At 36.0% G+C, this 15,462-nt stretch carries 14 protein-coding genes and 1 other annotated feature; all 14 genes read left to right on the forward strand.

Annotated features, from left to right (window positions below; translation table 11 throughout):
* Window positions 1-222: 222 nt before the first annotated feature.
* A complete protein-coding gene (hflK, locus tag NSU17_RS13800) occupies window positions 223-1,191 on the forward strand; it encodes an FtsH protease activity modulator HflK (RefSeq protein WP_340705285.1) in 969 nt (322 codons plus the stop codon).
* Entirely contained in the window at window positions 1,188-2,237 is a 1,050-nt protein-coding gene (gene hflC / locus NSU17_RS13805; protein WP_340705286.1) for a protease modulator HflC, read from the forward strand. Before hflK ends, hflC begins: the two co-directional genes overlap by 4 nt.
* 111 nt (window positions 2,238-2,348) lie before the next feature.
* Window positions 2,349-2,771 (forward strand): DNA polymerase I, encoded by a 423-nt coding sequence (locus NSU17_RS13810; RefSeq protein WP_096551489.1) that lies wholly within the window; start codon window positions 2,349-2,351, stop codon window positions 2,769-2,771.
* Between the two features lie 134 nt (window positions 2,772-2,905).
* Complete coding sequence (gene polA / locus NSU17_RS13815) at window positions 2,906-5,533, forward strand: DNA polymerase I (RefSeq protein WP_340705287.1); 2,628 nt, start codon at window positions 2,906-2,908, stop codon at window positions 5,531-5,533.
* A gap of 12 nt (window positions 5,534-5,545) precedes the next feature.
* Window positions 5,546-6,418 carry a bifunctional DNA-formamidopyrimidine glycosylase/DNA-(apurinic or apyrimidinic site) lyase gene (gene mutM / locus NSU17_RS13820; protein ID WP_340705288.1) on the forward strand — a complete coding sequence of 291 codons (873 nt, stop codon included), beginning with the start codon at window positions 5,546-5,548 and terminating at the stop codon, window positions 6,416-6,418.
* 13 nt (window positions 6,419-6,431) lie between these two features.
* A complete protein-coding gene (gene coaE, locus NSU17_RS13825; protein WP_340705289.1) occupies window positions 6,432-7,028 on the forward strand; it encodes a dephospho-CoA kinase in 597 nt (198 codons plus the stop codon).
* A gap of 287 nt (window positions 7,029-7,315) precedes the next feature.
* Complete coding sequence (locus tag NSU17_RS13830; protein WP_096551483.1) at window positions 7,316-8,335, forward strand: glyceraldehyde-3-phosphate dehydrogenase; 1,020 nt, start codon at window positions 7,316-7,318, stop codon at window positions 8,333-8,335.
* 317 nt (window positions 8,336-8,652) lie between these two features.
* Window positions 8,653-9,117: a transcriptional regulator NrdR gene (nrdR, locus tag NSU17_RS13835; protein ID WP_016837143.1), complete on the forward strand. Its 465-nt coding sequence runs from the start codon at window positions 8,653-8,655 to the stop codon at window positions 9,115-9,117.
* A 19-nt stretch (window positions 9,118-9,136) separates the two neighbouring features.
* Complete coding sequence (locus tag NSU17_RS13840; protein WP_096551481.1) at window positions 9,137-10,507, forward strand: replication initiation and membrane attachment family protein; 1,371 nt, start codon at window positions 9,137-9,139, stop codon at window positions 10,505-10,507.
* A 10-nt stretch (window positions 10,508-10,517) separates the two neighbouring features.
* Complete coding sequence (gene dnaI / locus NSU17_RS13845; protein ID WP_340705515.1) at window positions 10,518-11,453, forward strand: primosomal protein DnaI; 936 nt, start codon at window positions 10,518-10,520, stop codon at window positions 11,451-11,453.
* A gap of 413 nt (window positions 11,454-11,866) precedes the next feature.
* Window positions 11,867-13,798, forward strand: a complete 1,932-nt coding sequence (thrS, locus tag NSU17_RS13850; protein WP_340705290.1) for a threonine--tRNA ligase — start codon at window positions 11,867-11,869, stop codon at window positions 13,796-13,798.
* Between the two features lie 245 nt (window positions 13,799-14,043).
* Window positions 14,044-14,190: a sequence feature (ribosomal protein L20 leader region), on the forward strand.
* A gap of 92 nt (window positions 14,191-14,282) precedes the next feature.
* On the forward strand, window positions 14,283-14,786 hold the full coding sequence (gene infC / locus NSU17_RS13855) for a translation initiation factor IF-3 (protein ID WP_016837147.1): 504 nt from the start codon (window positions 14,283-14,285) through the stop codon (window positions 14,784-14,786).
* A 32-nt stretch (window positions 14,787-14,818) separates the two neighbouring features.
* Complete coding sequence (rpmI, locus tag NSU17_RS13860) at window positions 14,819-15,019, forward strand: 50S ribosomal protein L35 (protein ID WP_096551475.1); 201 nt, start codon at window positions 14,819-14,821, stop codon at window positions 15,017-15,019.
* A 53-nt stretch (window positions 15,020-15,072) separates the two neighbouring features.
* On the forward strand, window positions 15,073-15,432 hold the full coding sequence (gene rplT, locus NSU17_RS13865) for a 50S ribosomal protein L20 (RefSeq protein ID WP_016837149.1): 360 nt from the start codon (window positions 15,073-15,075) through the stop codon (window positions 15,430-15,432).
* The last annotated feature ends 30 nt before the right edge of the window (window positions 15,433-15,462 follow it).

Genomic DNA, 15,462 nt, shown 5'->3' on the forward strand with positions numbered 1-15,462 from the left:
CTTCATACTCTACGTTTATTGTTCTAAATGAAACCCCCTTTTTAAATTTAGTAATTTGCCTAAATAAAAGAGCCGTCCGTTGTAGGCGGCTTTTTATTTTATAACTTATATTAATAAAAAGACTATAATTTTATTAATTTTTTTCATTTCTGTGAAACTTTATTTGTAAATGTTACGTAAATTAGCTAATGTAATTTTAGAAAAGAAAGAGAGGGAGAGGTTATGAGTGTAAAAAGAGCGTTGCTTACAACAGGGTTAGCAATTATTTCAATTATAGGTATTATTGCGATATTTACTACTTGGTATACAGTCGATGAATCGGAGCAAGCCGTTGTTATCACGTTTGGACAAGCAACAGAAACCATTACAGATTCCGGTTTGCATTTTAAATTGCCATGGCCAGTACAAAAAGTAGAAATTCTTTCGAAAGAAACATATAGTTTACAGTTCGGTTATAAGACGACAAAAGATGGAGAAATAGTAACGAAAGATAGCGAAACGAAAATGATTACTGGGGATGAAAATATTGTACTCACCGATTTAGTTGTACAATATAAGATTTCTGATCCAGTGAAGTATTTATTCCAATCCGAAGACCCTAAACAGCTTCTACATCATGCTACTTCAAGTGCGATTCGTTCCATTATTGGAAGTTCAACAATTGATGAAGCATTGACGGATGGACGAGCAGATATCGAGCAAAAAACAAGGGACTTACTAGTATCTGTCATGGAAGATTACGATATTGGCGTGACGATCTTGGCAGTGAAACTACAAGACATCGAATTGCCAAATGAGGAGGTTCGTGCTGCCTTCACAGCTGTAACAGATGCCCGCGAAACGAAAAATACTAAAATTAACGAAGCAAAAAAATATGAAAACCAAAAAATTAGCGAAGCTCAAGGGGAAAAAGATGCAATCATTTCCCGTGCCGAAGGGGAAAAAATAGCACGTATTCAACAGGCGGAAGGGGACGTAGCCCTTTTCAATAAACTTTATAATGCATATGTTGGAAACCGAGAAATTACACGCCAACGACTTGTGTTAGAAACATTAGAGGAAGTATTACCGGGTGCGCAAATTTACATTATGAACGATAACGGAGAAACATTAAAATATTTGCCGCTACAACCTCAAACTGTACAACAAAATACAGAAAAAGAGCGTAAAGAAGGAGGCGGTAGTCAATGAGCAACAATTACTATGACGGGGATTTAGAAAAGTTCATCCGCAACCTTTTTGGAAAGAAAAATAAGGAAAAGAAAAATAAAGAAGCGAACCATATTCCAAATGTTGAAATCATTAATAAAAAGCCATCATTTAATCCGAAAAAATATGGAAAGCTAGCAATCATACTTACCATAATAGTAGCAGTCATTGCAATTTTATTAGCAAATTTATATATTGTGAAAGAGAATGAATATAAAGTCGTTCGCCAATTTGGTGAAGTCATTAAATATCAAGATCAGCCGGGACTTTATATGAAAATTCCATTTATCCAAAGTGTCACTACATTACCGAAAAACTTAATGATCCATAACATGTCTGAAGAAGAAATCAATACGTTGGATAAAAAACGAATCATTATTGACAACTATGCGGTTTGGCGTGTGACAGATCCAAAATCTTTAATTACGAATGCGAGATCCTTAGTCAATGCAGAAGCGCGTATGGAAGAGTTCATTTATTCGGTGTTGCGCACGGAACTTGGACAAATCAATTACGATGATATTATTAATGATGAAAATTCTGATCGGGGCAGCCTCTCAGAAAAAATTACAACGAAAGTAAATGAATTATTGCAAACGGACAATTATGGAATAGAAGTTGTAGACGTTCGCATTCGCCGTACTGACTTACCAGAGGAAAACGAAGAATCTGTTTATAAACGAATGATTTCTGATCGAGAATCAATCGCTCAAAAGTATTTATCTGAAGGGGATGCAGAAAAAAATCGTATAGTGGCAAATACCGATCGACAAGTGCAAGAAATGATTTCGACAGCCAAAAAAGAAGCTGCTTTGATTATCGCTGAAGGGGAAGCAGAAGCTGCAAGAATCTATAACGAAGCTTTCTCAAAAGATCCGGAATTTTATCAATTGTATCGGACATTAGAAACTTATAAGAAAACGATTGGTGATGATACGGTTATTATTATTCCTTCAAATTCACCTTACGCCAAAATATTATCGGGCTACATTGAAAACAATGAGTTAGTAGAAGGATTAGATGAATAATGGAGTAGGAATATTTTATTCCTTTGTGGTATTAGCAATAATTACAACTTTATCATCCTATTAACCTCAGTATATAATACTATATAGTAATAATAGAATTGAGGCGAAAGGATGTACCGTTTAAATAAATGGATTCAAAACACATTGCTTGCTGTAATAATGGCATGCAGTATGACAGCATTATATTTTTCAACACCTTACGCTTTTTTAAAAATTAAATTATTTCATATCCCCGTTTTATTTATCATTATCTTCATCTTCTCTATCATTATTGCCGAAGATGTTCGAAATAGTTTTAAGAAAGTGTTCCGTTTTAACAATCGTGATAATAAACGCTCCATCTGGCAAGTGGGAGTTGGTATGATCTTTTACTTTACTCAAGTAGGGATTGTGGAAGTATTTTTCCGTTCTTGGATGGAGCCTGAATTAGGTGGCATGCCCCTTTATCTTGTGATTGCCTTCTTGAATGCCTTTATCATGACAGTTATTTATGAAGAAATATTTTATTTCGAAGAAATGAATCAAACGAATTAGAATGATCGCAAACTAAATAAAAAGTTAAGAAAAAAACACGTATTTGTCGTATTTCGGCAAATACGTGTTTTATAATGGGATTAACTGTGTAAAAGTAATGGAAGATGATTTATACGTTGAAGGAGTGCAAATGAGTGGGGAAAGAGAAATTATTATTACTAGATGGAAATAGTTTAGCCTACCGAGCATTTTTTGCATTACCCCTATTATCGAATGATAATGGGATTCATACAAATGCGGTTTATGGCTTTACAACGATGCTTCAAAAAATTTTAGAAGAAGAACAACCGACGAAGATGCTCGTTGCATTTGATGCTGGAAAAACGACGTTCCGCCATCAAACTTTTGAAGAATATAAAGGCGGACGTCAAAAAACGCCGCCGGAATTATCAGAACAATTTCCGTATTTACAAAAGTTAATTGACGCTTATCGCATCAAAAGATACGAACTAGAAATGTATGAAGCCGATGACATCATTGGTACGCTAGCTCGACAAGCGGAAAAGGAAAACATCGATGTTGTCATTGTTTCGGGTGATAAAGACTTAACGCAACTCGCTACAGAGAAAGTAAAGGTTTATGTTACTCGAAAAGGAATGACAGATATTGAACAATATACACCCGAACATATTCAGGAAAAATATGGACTATCTCCAATACAAATTATCGATATGAAAGGTCTTATGGGAGATGCATCTGATAATATTCCGGGAGTTCCTGGCATTGGAGAAAAGACGGCTATTAAATTGTTAAAGGAATATGGAACAATCGAAAATTTATATGAACAAATCGATGAAATGAAACAATCAAAAATGAAAGAAAAGCTTATCGCAAATGAAGAGCAGGCGAAAATGAGCAAACAATTGGCGACAATTAATACAAATGCACCAATTGAAATCTCTCTTAATGATTTAAATTATCCAGGTCCTGATCAGGAAGCGGTTCTTGAAGTATGGAAAGAGTTACAATTTAAATCGCTAATTGAAAAATCAGATTTTGAAATTGAAGAAAAAGAAACAGCTGCCCTTTCATTTAAAATCGTTCGTGAAATTACGGAAGAACTTTTTACTGATACGATGGCTGTTCATGTTGAGTTGCAAAATGAGCATTATCATACATGTAATATATTAGGCTTTGGCTTTACAGATGGTTCAAATACCTTTTTCGTTCCAATAGAAGTTTTGCAAAAGAGCGAAAGACTAAAATCTTACTTTGAAGATGAAACGAAGAAAAAATATATGTCGGATTTAAAAGCTGCGCAATGTATATTAAAACGTCATGGCATCAATTTGCGAGGCGTGGAATTCGACTTGCTACTTGCATCTTATATTGTCAATCCTGCCATTTCAGGTGATGATGTAGCTACATTGGCAAAGGAATTTGGCTATACAGATGTGCGTTCCAACGATGCTGTTTACGGAAAAGGGGCAAAATGGGCATTGCCAAGTGAAGAAGTTTTAGCTGAACATGTTTGCAGAAAAGCATTTGCGATTTGGAGCTGTAAGGAACGGGTAACAAATAAGTTAAAAGAAAATGAACAGTTTGATTTGTACCATGATTTAGAATTGCCTTTGGCTGTTATTTTAGGAAAGATGGAAAGCGAAGGGATTAAAGTTAATATTTCTACCCTTGAAACTATGGGACAAGAATTAGAAGATAAAATCGCGAAGCTTGAAAAAGAAATTTATGAGTTGGCTGGCGAAACATTTAATATTAATTCACCAAAGCAGTTGGGAGTAATTTTATTCGAAAAATTAGGATTGCCGGTCATAAAGAAAACGAAAACAGGTTACTCCACGGCAGCGGATGTACTTGAAAAACTAAAGTCGGAACATCAAATTGTTCAGTTGATTTTAGAATATAGAACTCTTGCGAAATTACAATCCACTTATATTGAAGGATTAATCAAAGAAGTTCATCCAAAAGACGGCAAAGTTCACACTCGTTTTATGCAAGCCTTGACATCAACAGGACGGCTTTCTTCTACAGATCCGAACTTGCAAAACATACCGATTCGTTTAGAAGAGGGAAGAAAAATACGGAAAGCTTTCGTACCTTCCCATGAAGGCTGGCTGTTATTTAGCGCCGATTACTCACAAATTGAATTGCGCGTGCTTGCACATATGTCGAAGGATAAAAATTTAGTGGAAGCTTTCAATCAAGGGATGGATATTCACACACGAACAGCAATGGAAGTATTTCATGTATCCCAAGAGGACGTTACTTCTAATATGCGAAGAGCGGCAAAAGCGGTTAATTTCGGAATTATTTATGGAATCAGCGATTATGGACTATCCCAAAACCTCGATATCTCAAGAAAAGAAGCTGGAGAATTTATCGAAAAGTATTTTGAAAGTTTTCCAGGGGTAAAAGAATATATGGATAACATCGTGCAAGAAGCAAAATTGAAAGGTTATGTAACAACGATCTTAAACCGCCGACGTTATTTACCTGATATTACGAGCAAAAACTTTAATTTAAGAAGTTTTGCAGAGCGCACAGCAATGAATACGCCAATTCAAGGAAGTGCGGCAGATATCATTAAAAAGGCGATGCTAGATATTGACGCAAGATTGAAATCAGAAGGGTTACAAGCGAAACTGCTTTTGCAAGTACATGACGAATTGATTTTTGAAGCGCCGAAAGAAGAAATTGAAAAGTTAGAAAAAATTGTACCAGAAGTGATGGAAAGTGCCATTTTACTTGATGTGCCATTAAAAGTGGACATCTCTTATGGAAATACTTGGTATGATGCGAAATAAGGAAGTGAAATTATGCCTGAATTACCAGAAGTGGAAGGGGTTGTTCGGGCGCTATCCCCGAAAATAGAAGGTAAGACAATTTTAGAAGTTGCCCTATCTAAAACGGTTTGTGATGCTCATCAACAAGGAAAACAATGCATAGTGAAAAATATGGAACCAAGGGAATTTGAAGAACAGATGCGCGGCATGACAATCAAAAAGGTGCTTCGCCGCGCCAAATATATTTTTATTGATTTAGAAAAAAATAATACACCATATCTTTTCGTTAATCATTTAGGAATGACTGGTGCTTGGTTTATTGTTCAGAACGAAAATGAAATTTTAGAAGAAAAGTTTCGAAATCATATTCATGCCACATTTCAACTATCTACTGGTGAGTTGCTCGTATTTTCAGATATTCGTAGATTTGGCGAATTGAGATTGCTAAATACAATTGATGAGCACCCACCTCTTTTACAAATGGCTCCTGAACCTTTTGATGAAATTGCATTAAACTACTTTTTAGAAAAATGTGAGCTTACTAAATATAAAAACAAACCGATAAAGGAAGTCATTATGGATGGACAAGTGATTTCCGGCTGCGGCAATATTTATGCAACGGAAGCGCTTTTTCGAGTAGGCATACATCCTGCGAGAAAGGCTGGGCGAATCAGTGTAATGCGGAAAATCGCATTATTTGAAGAGATTCAGAAAGTTTTACTTGAAAGTATTGAAAGGGGAGGCTCAACAATCTCTGATTATCGCAATATCAATGGCGAAGCAGGCGGGATGCAACATCGATTGAAAATGTATGGTAAAAAGGTTTGTCCAGCATGTAATGCAAGTACGAAATCGATGATTATCGGAGGAAGAACAAGCATTTATTGTCCAAAATGTCAACGTTAAAAGGGTGTTATATATGATTATTGGTTTAACTGGAAGTATCGCAAGTGGAAAAAGTACCGTAAGTAACATGTTAAAAGAATATGGATTGCCAATAGTTGATGCAGATGTGGTGGCTCGTCTCGTAGTGGAGCCTGGCAGCGAAACGTTAAAGAGAATTGTTGAAGCATTTGGAGAAGAGGTACTAACAGAGACGGGAGAATTAAATAGGCAAAAGCTAGGATTCATTATCTTCAATGATGAAGAAAAACGTCAAACGTTAAATGGCATTATTCATCCAGCTATTCGGAAAGAAATGTTGCGACAGCGAGATGAATATATCGCTAATGGTGAAAAAACCGTCATTATGGACATTCCATTATTATTTGAAAGTAAACTTCAACATTTTGTTGATAAAATTTTAGTCGTGACGGTATCGGAAGATGTACAATTGGAAAGATTAATGAAAAGAAATCAATTAACTGCGGAAGATGCAAAAGCCCGCATTCGTTCTCAGCTGCCATTAGCAGTAAAGGAACAAGGAGCCGATGCGGTTATAAATAATAATGGAACAATTGAAGAGACGCGAAAACAATTAGAGCATATTTTGAAAGAATGGGGAGTTCTTTCATAAGCTTTACATCGATTGATGATCAAATTATTGATTTCTAAACATTGTGTGAAGTGAATTTTTTCCATTTCATTCACGTAATGAAAACAGCAATCGATGGAAATGTTAGACTTTAAGCAGTAATTTTAAATAATTTTCTCATAGTAATACCTTTTTCCCTTTAATCATTTATTTTTCTGAAAATAATAACTTTTTTATTATTAGAATTATTGGTACACCTTTTATAATAATGTGCTATACTAATTGAGAAATAGTAAACATAATTGAAGTAAAACGGGAGGCTTATATTAATGACAGTTTCTATTGCAATTAACGGCTTTGGACGAATTGGCCGCATGGTGTTCCGACAAGCGATTGTTCAAGAAGATTTAAATATAGTGGCAGTTAATGCTAGCTATCCTGCAAAAACATTAGCACATATGGTTAAGTATGACACAATTCATGGACATTTTGATGGAACTGTAGAGTATGAGGAAGATGCTTTAATCGTCAACGGTAAACGTGTTCAATTAATTGCTGAACGCGATCCTGCAAAATTACCGTGGAAAGAACTTGGAGTAGACTTAGTTATCGAAGCAACAGGTAAATTCAATGATCGCGAAAAAGCAGCTCTTCATTTAGAAGCAGGTGCAAAAAAAGTAATTTTAACAGCGCCAGGTAAAAACGAAGACGTAACAATTGTAATGGGTGTTAATGATGATGTATTAGACGTGTCAAAACACCACATCATTTCAAATGCATCTTGTACAACAAACTGCTTAGCTCCGGTTGTAAAAGTGTTGCATGAACAATTTGGTATTGAAAACGGTTTAATGACAACAGTTCACGCATATACAAATGACCAAAAAAATCTAGACAACATGCATAAAGATTTACGCCGTGCTCGTGCATGTGGTCAAAGCATTATTCCAACTACGACTGGTGCAGCAAAAGCATTAAGTAAAGTAATTCCTGAAATGGAAGGAAAAATCCATGGTTTAGCTCTTCGTGTACCAACTCCAAATGTTTCATTAGTAGACTTAGTAGTCGACTTAAAACAAGATGTAACAGCTGAACAAGTGAACGAAGCTTTCAGAAAAGCAAGTGAAGGTTCATTAAAAGGTATCCTAAACTATAGCGAAGAACCACTTGTATCTGTTGATTACAATACAACAACATATTCATCTACAATTGATGCACAATTAACAATGGTAATGGGTACAAGAAAAGTTAAAGTAATGGCTTGGTACGATAATGAATGGGGTTACTCTGCACGCGTAATTGATTTAACGAAAAAAGTTGTAAAAGCACTTGAAGCGGTAACTGCATAATAAATAGTTGATAAAGTGTAGACATCGTCTGACAACGACTTTGTCTACACTTTTTTATATAATCTGTAGTTATGTAATATCACTTGATAAAATAATCTTTCATTACTATTTATATACAAAACTCCCGAAAAATATGCATTGAAAGTGCTACCAATCATTCTAATGAAATTCAATATAAATAACCTCGATTTTTGGTTGGAAGTATATTAAAATGAAAACCTATCATCTTCCATTAGAGATTATGTACTAGGAAAAGTGTTACTTCCTATGTTATTTGATATAATAATGTTAAATATACTAGACAGGGAGAAATTTTTATGAGATGTCCAAGTTGTTATTACAATGGAACGCGTGTCATAGATTCCAGACCCGTTGATGATAATAAAGAGATACGTAGACGTCGTGAATGCGAATCTTGCGGTTTCCGATTCACTACTTTTGAAAAAATAGAAGAAACGCCATTAATTGTAGTGAAAAAAGATGGGTCCAGGGAAGAATTTAGCCGAGAAAAAGTGTTAAGAGGGCTAATTCGCGCTTGCGAAAAACGTCCAGTATCATTAGAACAACTTGAACAAATCGTCTTTTCTATTGAAAAAGAATTAAGAAGACTAGGAAATTCGGAAGTAAGTTCTGTAGATGTTGGAGAAATGGTAATGGATGAGCTTGCAAAGGTGGATGAAGTGGCTTATGTTCGTTTTGCATCTGTTTACAGACAATTCAAAGATATTAATGTGTTTATGCAAGAGTTAACAGAATTATTGAATCGACAGCCAAAAAAGTAGTTATAGGGGGAAAGCAAAATTGGTTCATTTGTATAAAGAGCTTCAACCGAAGGATCATTTTGACATTATTCTCCCTCATTCTCTATCTTCCCATGAACGACAACTATTAACGCTTTTCTATCAGCCACTTACTGGTCCGGAACCTATTAGCCTATATTTAACTTTATGGGCAGAAGGTGAAGATGCTCATAGGGAAACTTTAAATCATTATTATTTAATGAATGTGTTAGATATGCCGATTGGTAAAGTGTTTCAAGCCCGTATTTCATTAGAAGCAATCGGTTTATTAAGAACATATCGAAAAGAAGAAGGAGAAAATCGTTTCTTTTTATATGAATTAGTGCGTCCTCTTGATGCAGAGACATTTTTTCAAGATCCGTTATTATCGATGTTTCTTTTCAGTAAAATTGGAGAACAAGCATACCGTAAACTTCGGAAACGATTCATCAAGCGAATGAACATGGATTCTTTTAAAGAAGTATCAAGAACATTTATGGATGTGTACAAACCCATTCATACGAATGTTCCCCAAGAATTCATCGAACCCAACCTAGAAACAAAAAATCGCAATTATCCATTCTATTATGAACAATTTGATTTTGCTTTATTGCAAGCTGGGTTATCGGAACAATTGATTCCTACCAGTGTATTTACAATTGAAGTAAAAGAATGGATTGCAAAGATAGCCTTCCTCTATCAATTCTCTCCACTTGATATGCAGAAGGTTGTTATTTTAGCGATTGATGATGAAATGCGAATTTCGTTAGATAGATTGAAAAAAGCTGCATCAGATTATTATAAATTAACGATTTCTAAAGAAGTGCCGAAACTTGAAAAAACTTTTGAAATGAAACCGCAAGAAATACAAAATCAGCCTTTAACGAAAGAACAAGAGTTAATTGATTACCTTGAAACAACCCCACCCGTTCAAGTGTTAAGAGACATTAATAACGGAAAAGAGCCAGTGCCATCTTCTGTCGAAATAGCAGAAGATTTAATATTGAAACATGGCATGCCCGTCGGAGTTGTCAATGTATTGCTTGAATATGTTATGCTAACTACAGACATGAAATTGCCACGCAAATATGTTGAACGAATTGCGGACCATTGGATGAGGAAAAATGTTCGAACGGCGAAGGAAGCAATGGAACTTGCTCGCACAGAACGGGATCAATATAATAAGTGGAAACAAGAAAACGAAGAGAAAAAGTCTTCTAATTTAAACTATAGAAAACAGCCATACAGAAATATAAGGGAAGAAAAGATACCAGAATGGTTCTATAAACGAAACGAACCTCGGAAAGAGGAAGAACAGTCCACAAAACAAAAAATTAACTTTGAAGAAGAACGTAAAAAAATATTGCAAAAACTTGGAGTTGTAGACGGGTAGGTGACCAACCATCGAATCGATCAAAAAATCTTTAAATAAAGTGCAAATTCCATCCTTTCAAGAAAGATACAATGCCATCCGAAATCAAATTTTAGAACATCCGAACGTTCAAAAATTTTTAAAAGAACATGATGATGTGGTTAATAAAGAGATGGTTGAACGCAGTTTAGCAAAGCTATATGAATATATTAGCCAAACGAGCGAATGTTGCAACTGCGGTTCGACAGAAAAATGCACTAATTATTTAAAAGGGTTTGTTCCAAAACTGTATATCGCTCAAAATTCCATAGATGTTGAATATGAACGATGCAAACAAAAAATCATTGAGGATGAACGCAGAGAAATTGAATCGATGATTTCAAGCATGTACATGCCAAAAGATGTATTATCTGCAACATTGAAAGATTTAGAGATTGATGATGAATCGCGGGTTGAAATACTTAATTATGCAGCTGATTTTGTTGCTCATATCAAAAATTCAGGGGAATTACCGAAAAAAGGGTTTTACTTGTATGGAGAGTTTGGTGTTGGGAAATCCTTTGTACTAGGTGCGATTGCCAACGAACTCGCCAGTTTAAAAGTCCCGTCAGTTCTTGTATTTGTACCTGAATTTTTAAGGGAATTAAAAAATTCCATCCACGATCAAACACTTCAGGAGAAAGTCGATTATGTGAAACAAGCTCCAGTATTGATGCTCGATGATATTGGTGCGGAATCATTAACAAGCTGGGCGAGGGATGAAATCTTAGGATCCATTTTACATTATCGAATGAGTGAGCAGCTACCAACCTTTATTACATCGAATTTAGATTATAAACAATTGGAAATTCATCTAGCAGAAACTTCTCGTGGTGAGATGGATGTAGTGAAAGCGGCAAGAATTATGGAGCGAATTAAAGCCGTGACGTTTCCTATTCGAATGACAGGAAGAAATAGGAGACTTTAAAAAGCTTTGTCTATTTCGATAGTTGCATTTCTAAAAAACTCAGCGTATACTTTCATTATGATGATGAAAAATATTTTGCGGTGAAGAGGACACGAAGTTTGTGAAACGGCTTATAGAGAGGGAAACCTAGGCTGGAAGTTTCCTAGTACGACGCAACACTTTACTACCTCGGAGCATTAGCGGGGAACAATCCGCTAACGTTTTCGGTACGTTACACCGACCTAGAGCTTCGTCTGAAATTTTATTTCGGAAGGAAGAAGGGTGGAACCACGAGCGATCGCGTCGTCCCTTTATTGGGATGGCGTTTTTTTATTTTAGGTTTCAACTGTTTAGCTTTATTAATTTTTGATTTCTATGAATACAGAATAGCTAAAAATTTTGCATCAAAAAATATAGTAAAGGAGAATTTGAGTATGTCTGAAGTGATTCAATTAACATTTCCAGACGGTGCTGTAAAGGAGTTTCCTAAAGGAACTTCTACTGATGATGTGGCAGCTTCCATCAGCCCAGGATTACGTAAAAAAGCGTTAGCAGGTAAAATCAATGGTAAGTTATTAGATTTAAAAACACCAATTGAGGAAGATGGTGCTATTGAAATCATTACACCAGAACATGAAGATGCATTAGAAATATTGCGCCACTCTACTGCTCATTTAACAGCTCAAGCAGTAAAACGTTTATTCCCTGGTGTGAAACTTGGGATTGGTCCTGTAATTGAAGGTGGGTTTTACTACGATATCGACTCACCAACACCAATATCTGCAGATGATTTTCCAAAAATAGAAAAAGAAATGAAAAAAATCATTTCTGAAAACCTTGAGATCGTACGTAAAAACGTTACTCGCGAAGAAGCGCGCAAAATTTATGAAGAAATCGGCGATGAATATAAATTGGAATTACTTGATGCGATTCCAGAAGGGGAACAAGTCTCTATATACTATCAAGGGGAATTTTTCGATCTTTGCCGTGGAGTGCACGTTCCATCTACAGGCAAATTAAAAGAGTTTAAATTGCTTTCTTTAGCTGGAGCATATTGGCGTGGTGATTCTAACAACAAAATGCTTCAACGTATTTACGGCACAGCATTCTTCAATAAAGAAGATTTAAAACAACACTTACAAATGCTTGAAGAGGCAAGAGAACGAGATCACCGTAAAATTGGTAAGGAACTTGAGCTATTTACTTTATCTCAAACTGTAGGGCAAGGGTTACCAATTTGGTTGCCAAATGGTGCAACAATTCGTCGCATCATCGAACGCTATATTGTTGATAAAGAAATCAGTCTTGGTTATCAGCATGTATATACTCCAGTGCTAGGTTCTAAAAGTTTATATGAAACATCTGGACATTGGCATCACTATTCTGAAGATATGTTCCCTCCAATGGAAATGGATAACGAAACACTTGTGCTTCGTCCAATGAACTGTCCACACCATATGATGGTGTACAAGAACAGCATGCACTCTTACCGCGAGTTGCCGATTCGAATTGCCGAACTTGGTATGATGCACCGTTATGAAGCATCTGGTGGTTTATCTGGATTACAACGTGTGCGCGGAATGACGTTGAATGATGCCCATATCTTCGTTCGTCCAGACCAAATTAAAGATGAGTTTAAACGAGTAGTTAACTTAATTTTAGATGTTTATAAAGATTTCGATATTAAAGATTATCGTTTCCGCTTATCTTACCGTGATCCAGAAGATACAGAAAAGTATTATGACGACGATGAAATGTGGGAACGTGCTCAAAGCATGTTAAAAGAAGCAATGGATGACCTAGGCCTTGAATATTTTGAAGCGGAAGGCGAAGCGGCATTCTATGGTCCTAAATTGGATGTACAAGTAAAAACTGCTATTGGTAAAGAAGAAACATTATCAACTGTGCAACTTGACTTCTTGCAACCAGAGCGCTTTGATTTAACATATATCGGAGAAGATGGAGAAAAACATCGTCCAGTTGTAATTCATCGTGGTATTGTATCGACAATGGAACGCTTTGTTGCATTCCTAATTGAAGAGTATAAAGGTGCGTTCCCAACTTGGTTGGCACCAGTTCAAGCAGTAGTGATACCTGTATCAAACGAAGTGCATTTTGATTATGCAAAACAAGTGGAAGAAACACTTCGTAAAGCTGGTATTCGCGTAGAATTGGATGTTCGTGAAGAAAAGTTAGGATATAAAATCCGTGAAGCACAAATGAAGAAAATCCCATACATGTTGGTATTAGGAGATAAAGAAGTGGAAGCGAATGCGGTAAATATTCGCAGATATGGATCTAAAGATTCCGAAACAGTTCCATTCGAACAATTCCTTGAAGATATCAAAAAGGACGCAAGAGTGTAAACGGGATACAAAGATGATTTGTATTTTTGATTAGTGTGGAAGATGCCCGGAGCTTAGCAAAGGGCATCTTGATTTTTTAAAATGCTTTAGTTTATAATTTTAATCATTGCACGATAGCTAGTATTCGTTAAAGAATTTTGGATTTTAAAGTTTTCTATTTTTTCTTTCAAAGGAATGTATTGATAAAAACTTGACATTCTAAAATATGAATGTTACGATAACAAAGGTTAAGAATACAAGTTTGTGGTTGAAAGTAGAGGCTGCCCGCTTCTCACCTGTTTCGACGCTTCAAGCAGTTGGCAGGTTTGGAATAAATGAAAAATGAATACGCTCTTTTTGCGTATTTTTCGGCGGGCGGACATCTTCTGAAATGTCCGTCTTTTTTTATGGACATAACAGAATCAACAGCGACGTTCAACCAGGGATGTTTCCAAACCGTGTATTCGCGACACAACCTTGGAGGTGGATTTTTATTAGCAAAGACATATACGTCAACGAAGGGATACGTGCACGTGAACTTCGTGTAATTGATCAAAACGGTGAACAATTAGGAATTAAATCCCGTAATGAAGCGTTAGAAATGGCTGCTCGTGTAAACTTGGATCTTGTCCTAGTAGCACCACAAGCGAAGCCACCTGTCGCTCGTATTATGGACTATGGCAAGTTTAAATTTGAGCAGCAAAAGAAAGAGCGCGAGATTCGCAAAAATCAAAAAGTCATCCACATGAAAGAGGTACGTTTAAGCCCAACAATTGATGAGCATGACTTCCAAACAAAACTTCGAAACGCAATCAAGTTCCTTCAAAAAGGAGATAAAGTAAAATGTACGTTGCGTTTCAAAGGTCGCGCAATTACGCATACAGATATTGGTCAGCGGGTATTAGATCGTTTTGCTGAAGAATGTGCAGAATATGCAACAGTAGAACAAAAGCCAAAATTAGAAGGCCGAAGCATGTTTTTAGTACTTGCACCAAAAAATGAAAAATAATGATTACGAAATAAGGTTTAGGAGGAAATACTATGCCAAAAATGAAAACTCATCGTGGCGCTGCTAAGCGTTTCAAAAGAACGGGTACAGGTAAATTTAAATTTGACCGTGCTTACGGTAGCCACTTAGCTGCAAACAAAACGACAAAACAAAAACGTCAACTGCGTAAAGCTAAAGTGATGACTGCAGGTGACTACCAACGCATTAAAACTTTACTTGCGTACAAAAAATAATTGAACGTTATATAAAAATTTAATTTTCGAGAGAATAGCAGGAGGTAATTAATATGCCACGCGTAAAAGGTGGAACAGTAACGCGCAAACGTCGTAAAAAAGTATTAAAATTAGCTAAAGGTTATTTCGGTTCAAAACACACTTTATATAGAACAGCAAATCAAGCGGTAATGAAATCTGGTTTATACGCATACCGTGACCGCCGTCAGAAAAAACGCGATTTCCGCAAATTATGGATTACTCGTATCAACGCAGCTGCTCGTCAAAACGGCCTTTCTTACAGCCGTTTAATGTACGGTTTAAAACAAGCTGGTATCGAAGTAAACCGCAAAATGTTAGCTGACTTAGCAGTAAACGATGCACAAGCGTTTGCTCAACTTGCTGAAGAAGCGAAAAAAGCAATTGCGAAATAAGAAATTGACTCATTTTTTCACGAATTTAAA

Source organism: Ureibacillus sp. FSL K6-2830, from assembly GCF_038004145.1.
In the GTDB taxonomy this organism is placed as follows: domain Bacteria; phylum Bacillota; class Bacilli; order Bacillales_A; family Planococcaceae; genus Ureibacillus; species Ureibacillus thermosphaericus.

Excerpts from the sequence above, each read along its gene's own strand:
- hflK (WP_340705285.1), top strand. The coding sequence starts at position 223 with ATGAGTGTAAAAAGAGCGTTGCTTACAACAGGGTTAGCAATTATTTCA.
- hflC (WP_340705286.1), top strand. The coding sequence starts at position 1,188 with ATGAGCAACAATTACTATGACGGGGATTTAGAAAAGTTCATCCGCAAC.
- NSU17_RS13810 (WP_096551489.1), top strand. The coding sequence starts at position 2,349 with ATGTACCGTTTAAATAAATGGATTCAAAACACATTGCTTGCTGTAATA.
- mutM (WP_340705288.1), top strand. The coding sequence starts at position 5,546 with ATGCCTGAATTACCAGAAGTGGAAGGGGTTGTTCGGGCGCTATCCCCG.
- coaE (WP_340705289.1), top strand. The coding sequence starts at position 6,432 with ATGATTATTGGTTTAACTGGAAGTATCGCAAGTGGAAAAAGTACCGTA.
- NSU17_RS13830 (WP_096551483.1), top strand. The coding sequence starts at position 7,316 with ATGACAGTTTCTATTGCAATTAACGGCTTTGGACGAATTGGCCGCATG.
- nrdR (WP_016837143.1), top strand. The coding sequence starts at position 8,653 with ATGAGATGTCCAAGTTGTTATTACAATGGAACGCGTGTCATAGATTCC.
- thrS (WP_340705290.1), top strand. The coding sequence starts at position 11,867 with ATGTCTGAAGTGATTCAATTAACATTTCCAGACGGTGCTGTAAAGGAG.
- rpmI (WP_096551475.1), top strand. The coding sequence starts at position 14,819 with ATGCCAAAAATGAAAACTCATCGTGGCGCTGCTAAGCGTTTCAAAAGA.
- rplT (WP_016837149.1), top strand. The coding sequence starts at position 15,073 with ATGCCACGCGTAAAAGGTGGAACAGTAACGCGCAAACGTCGTAAAAAA.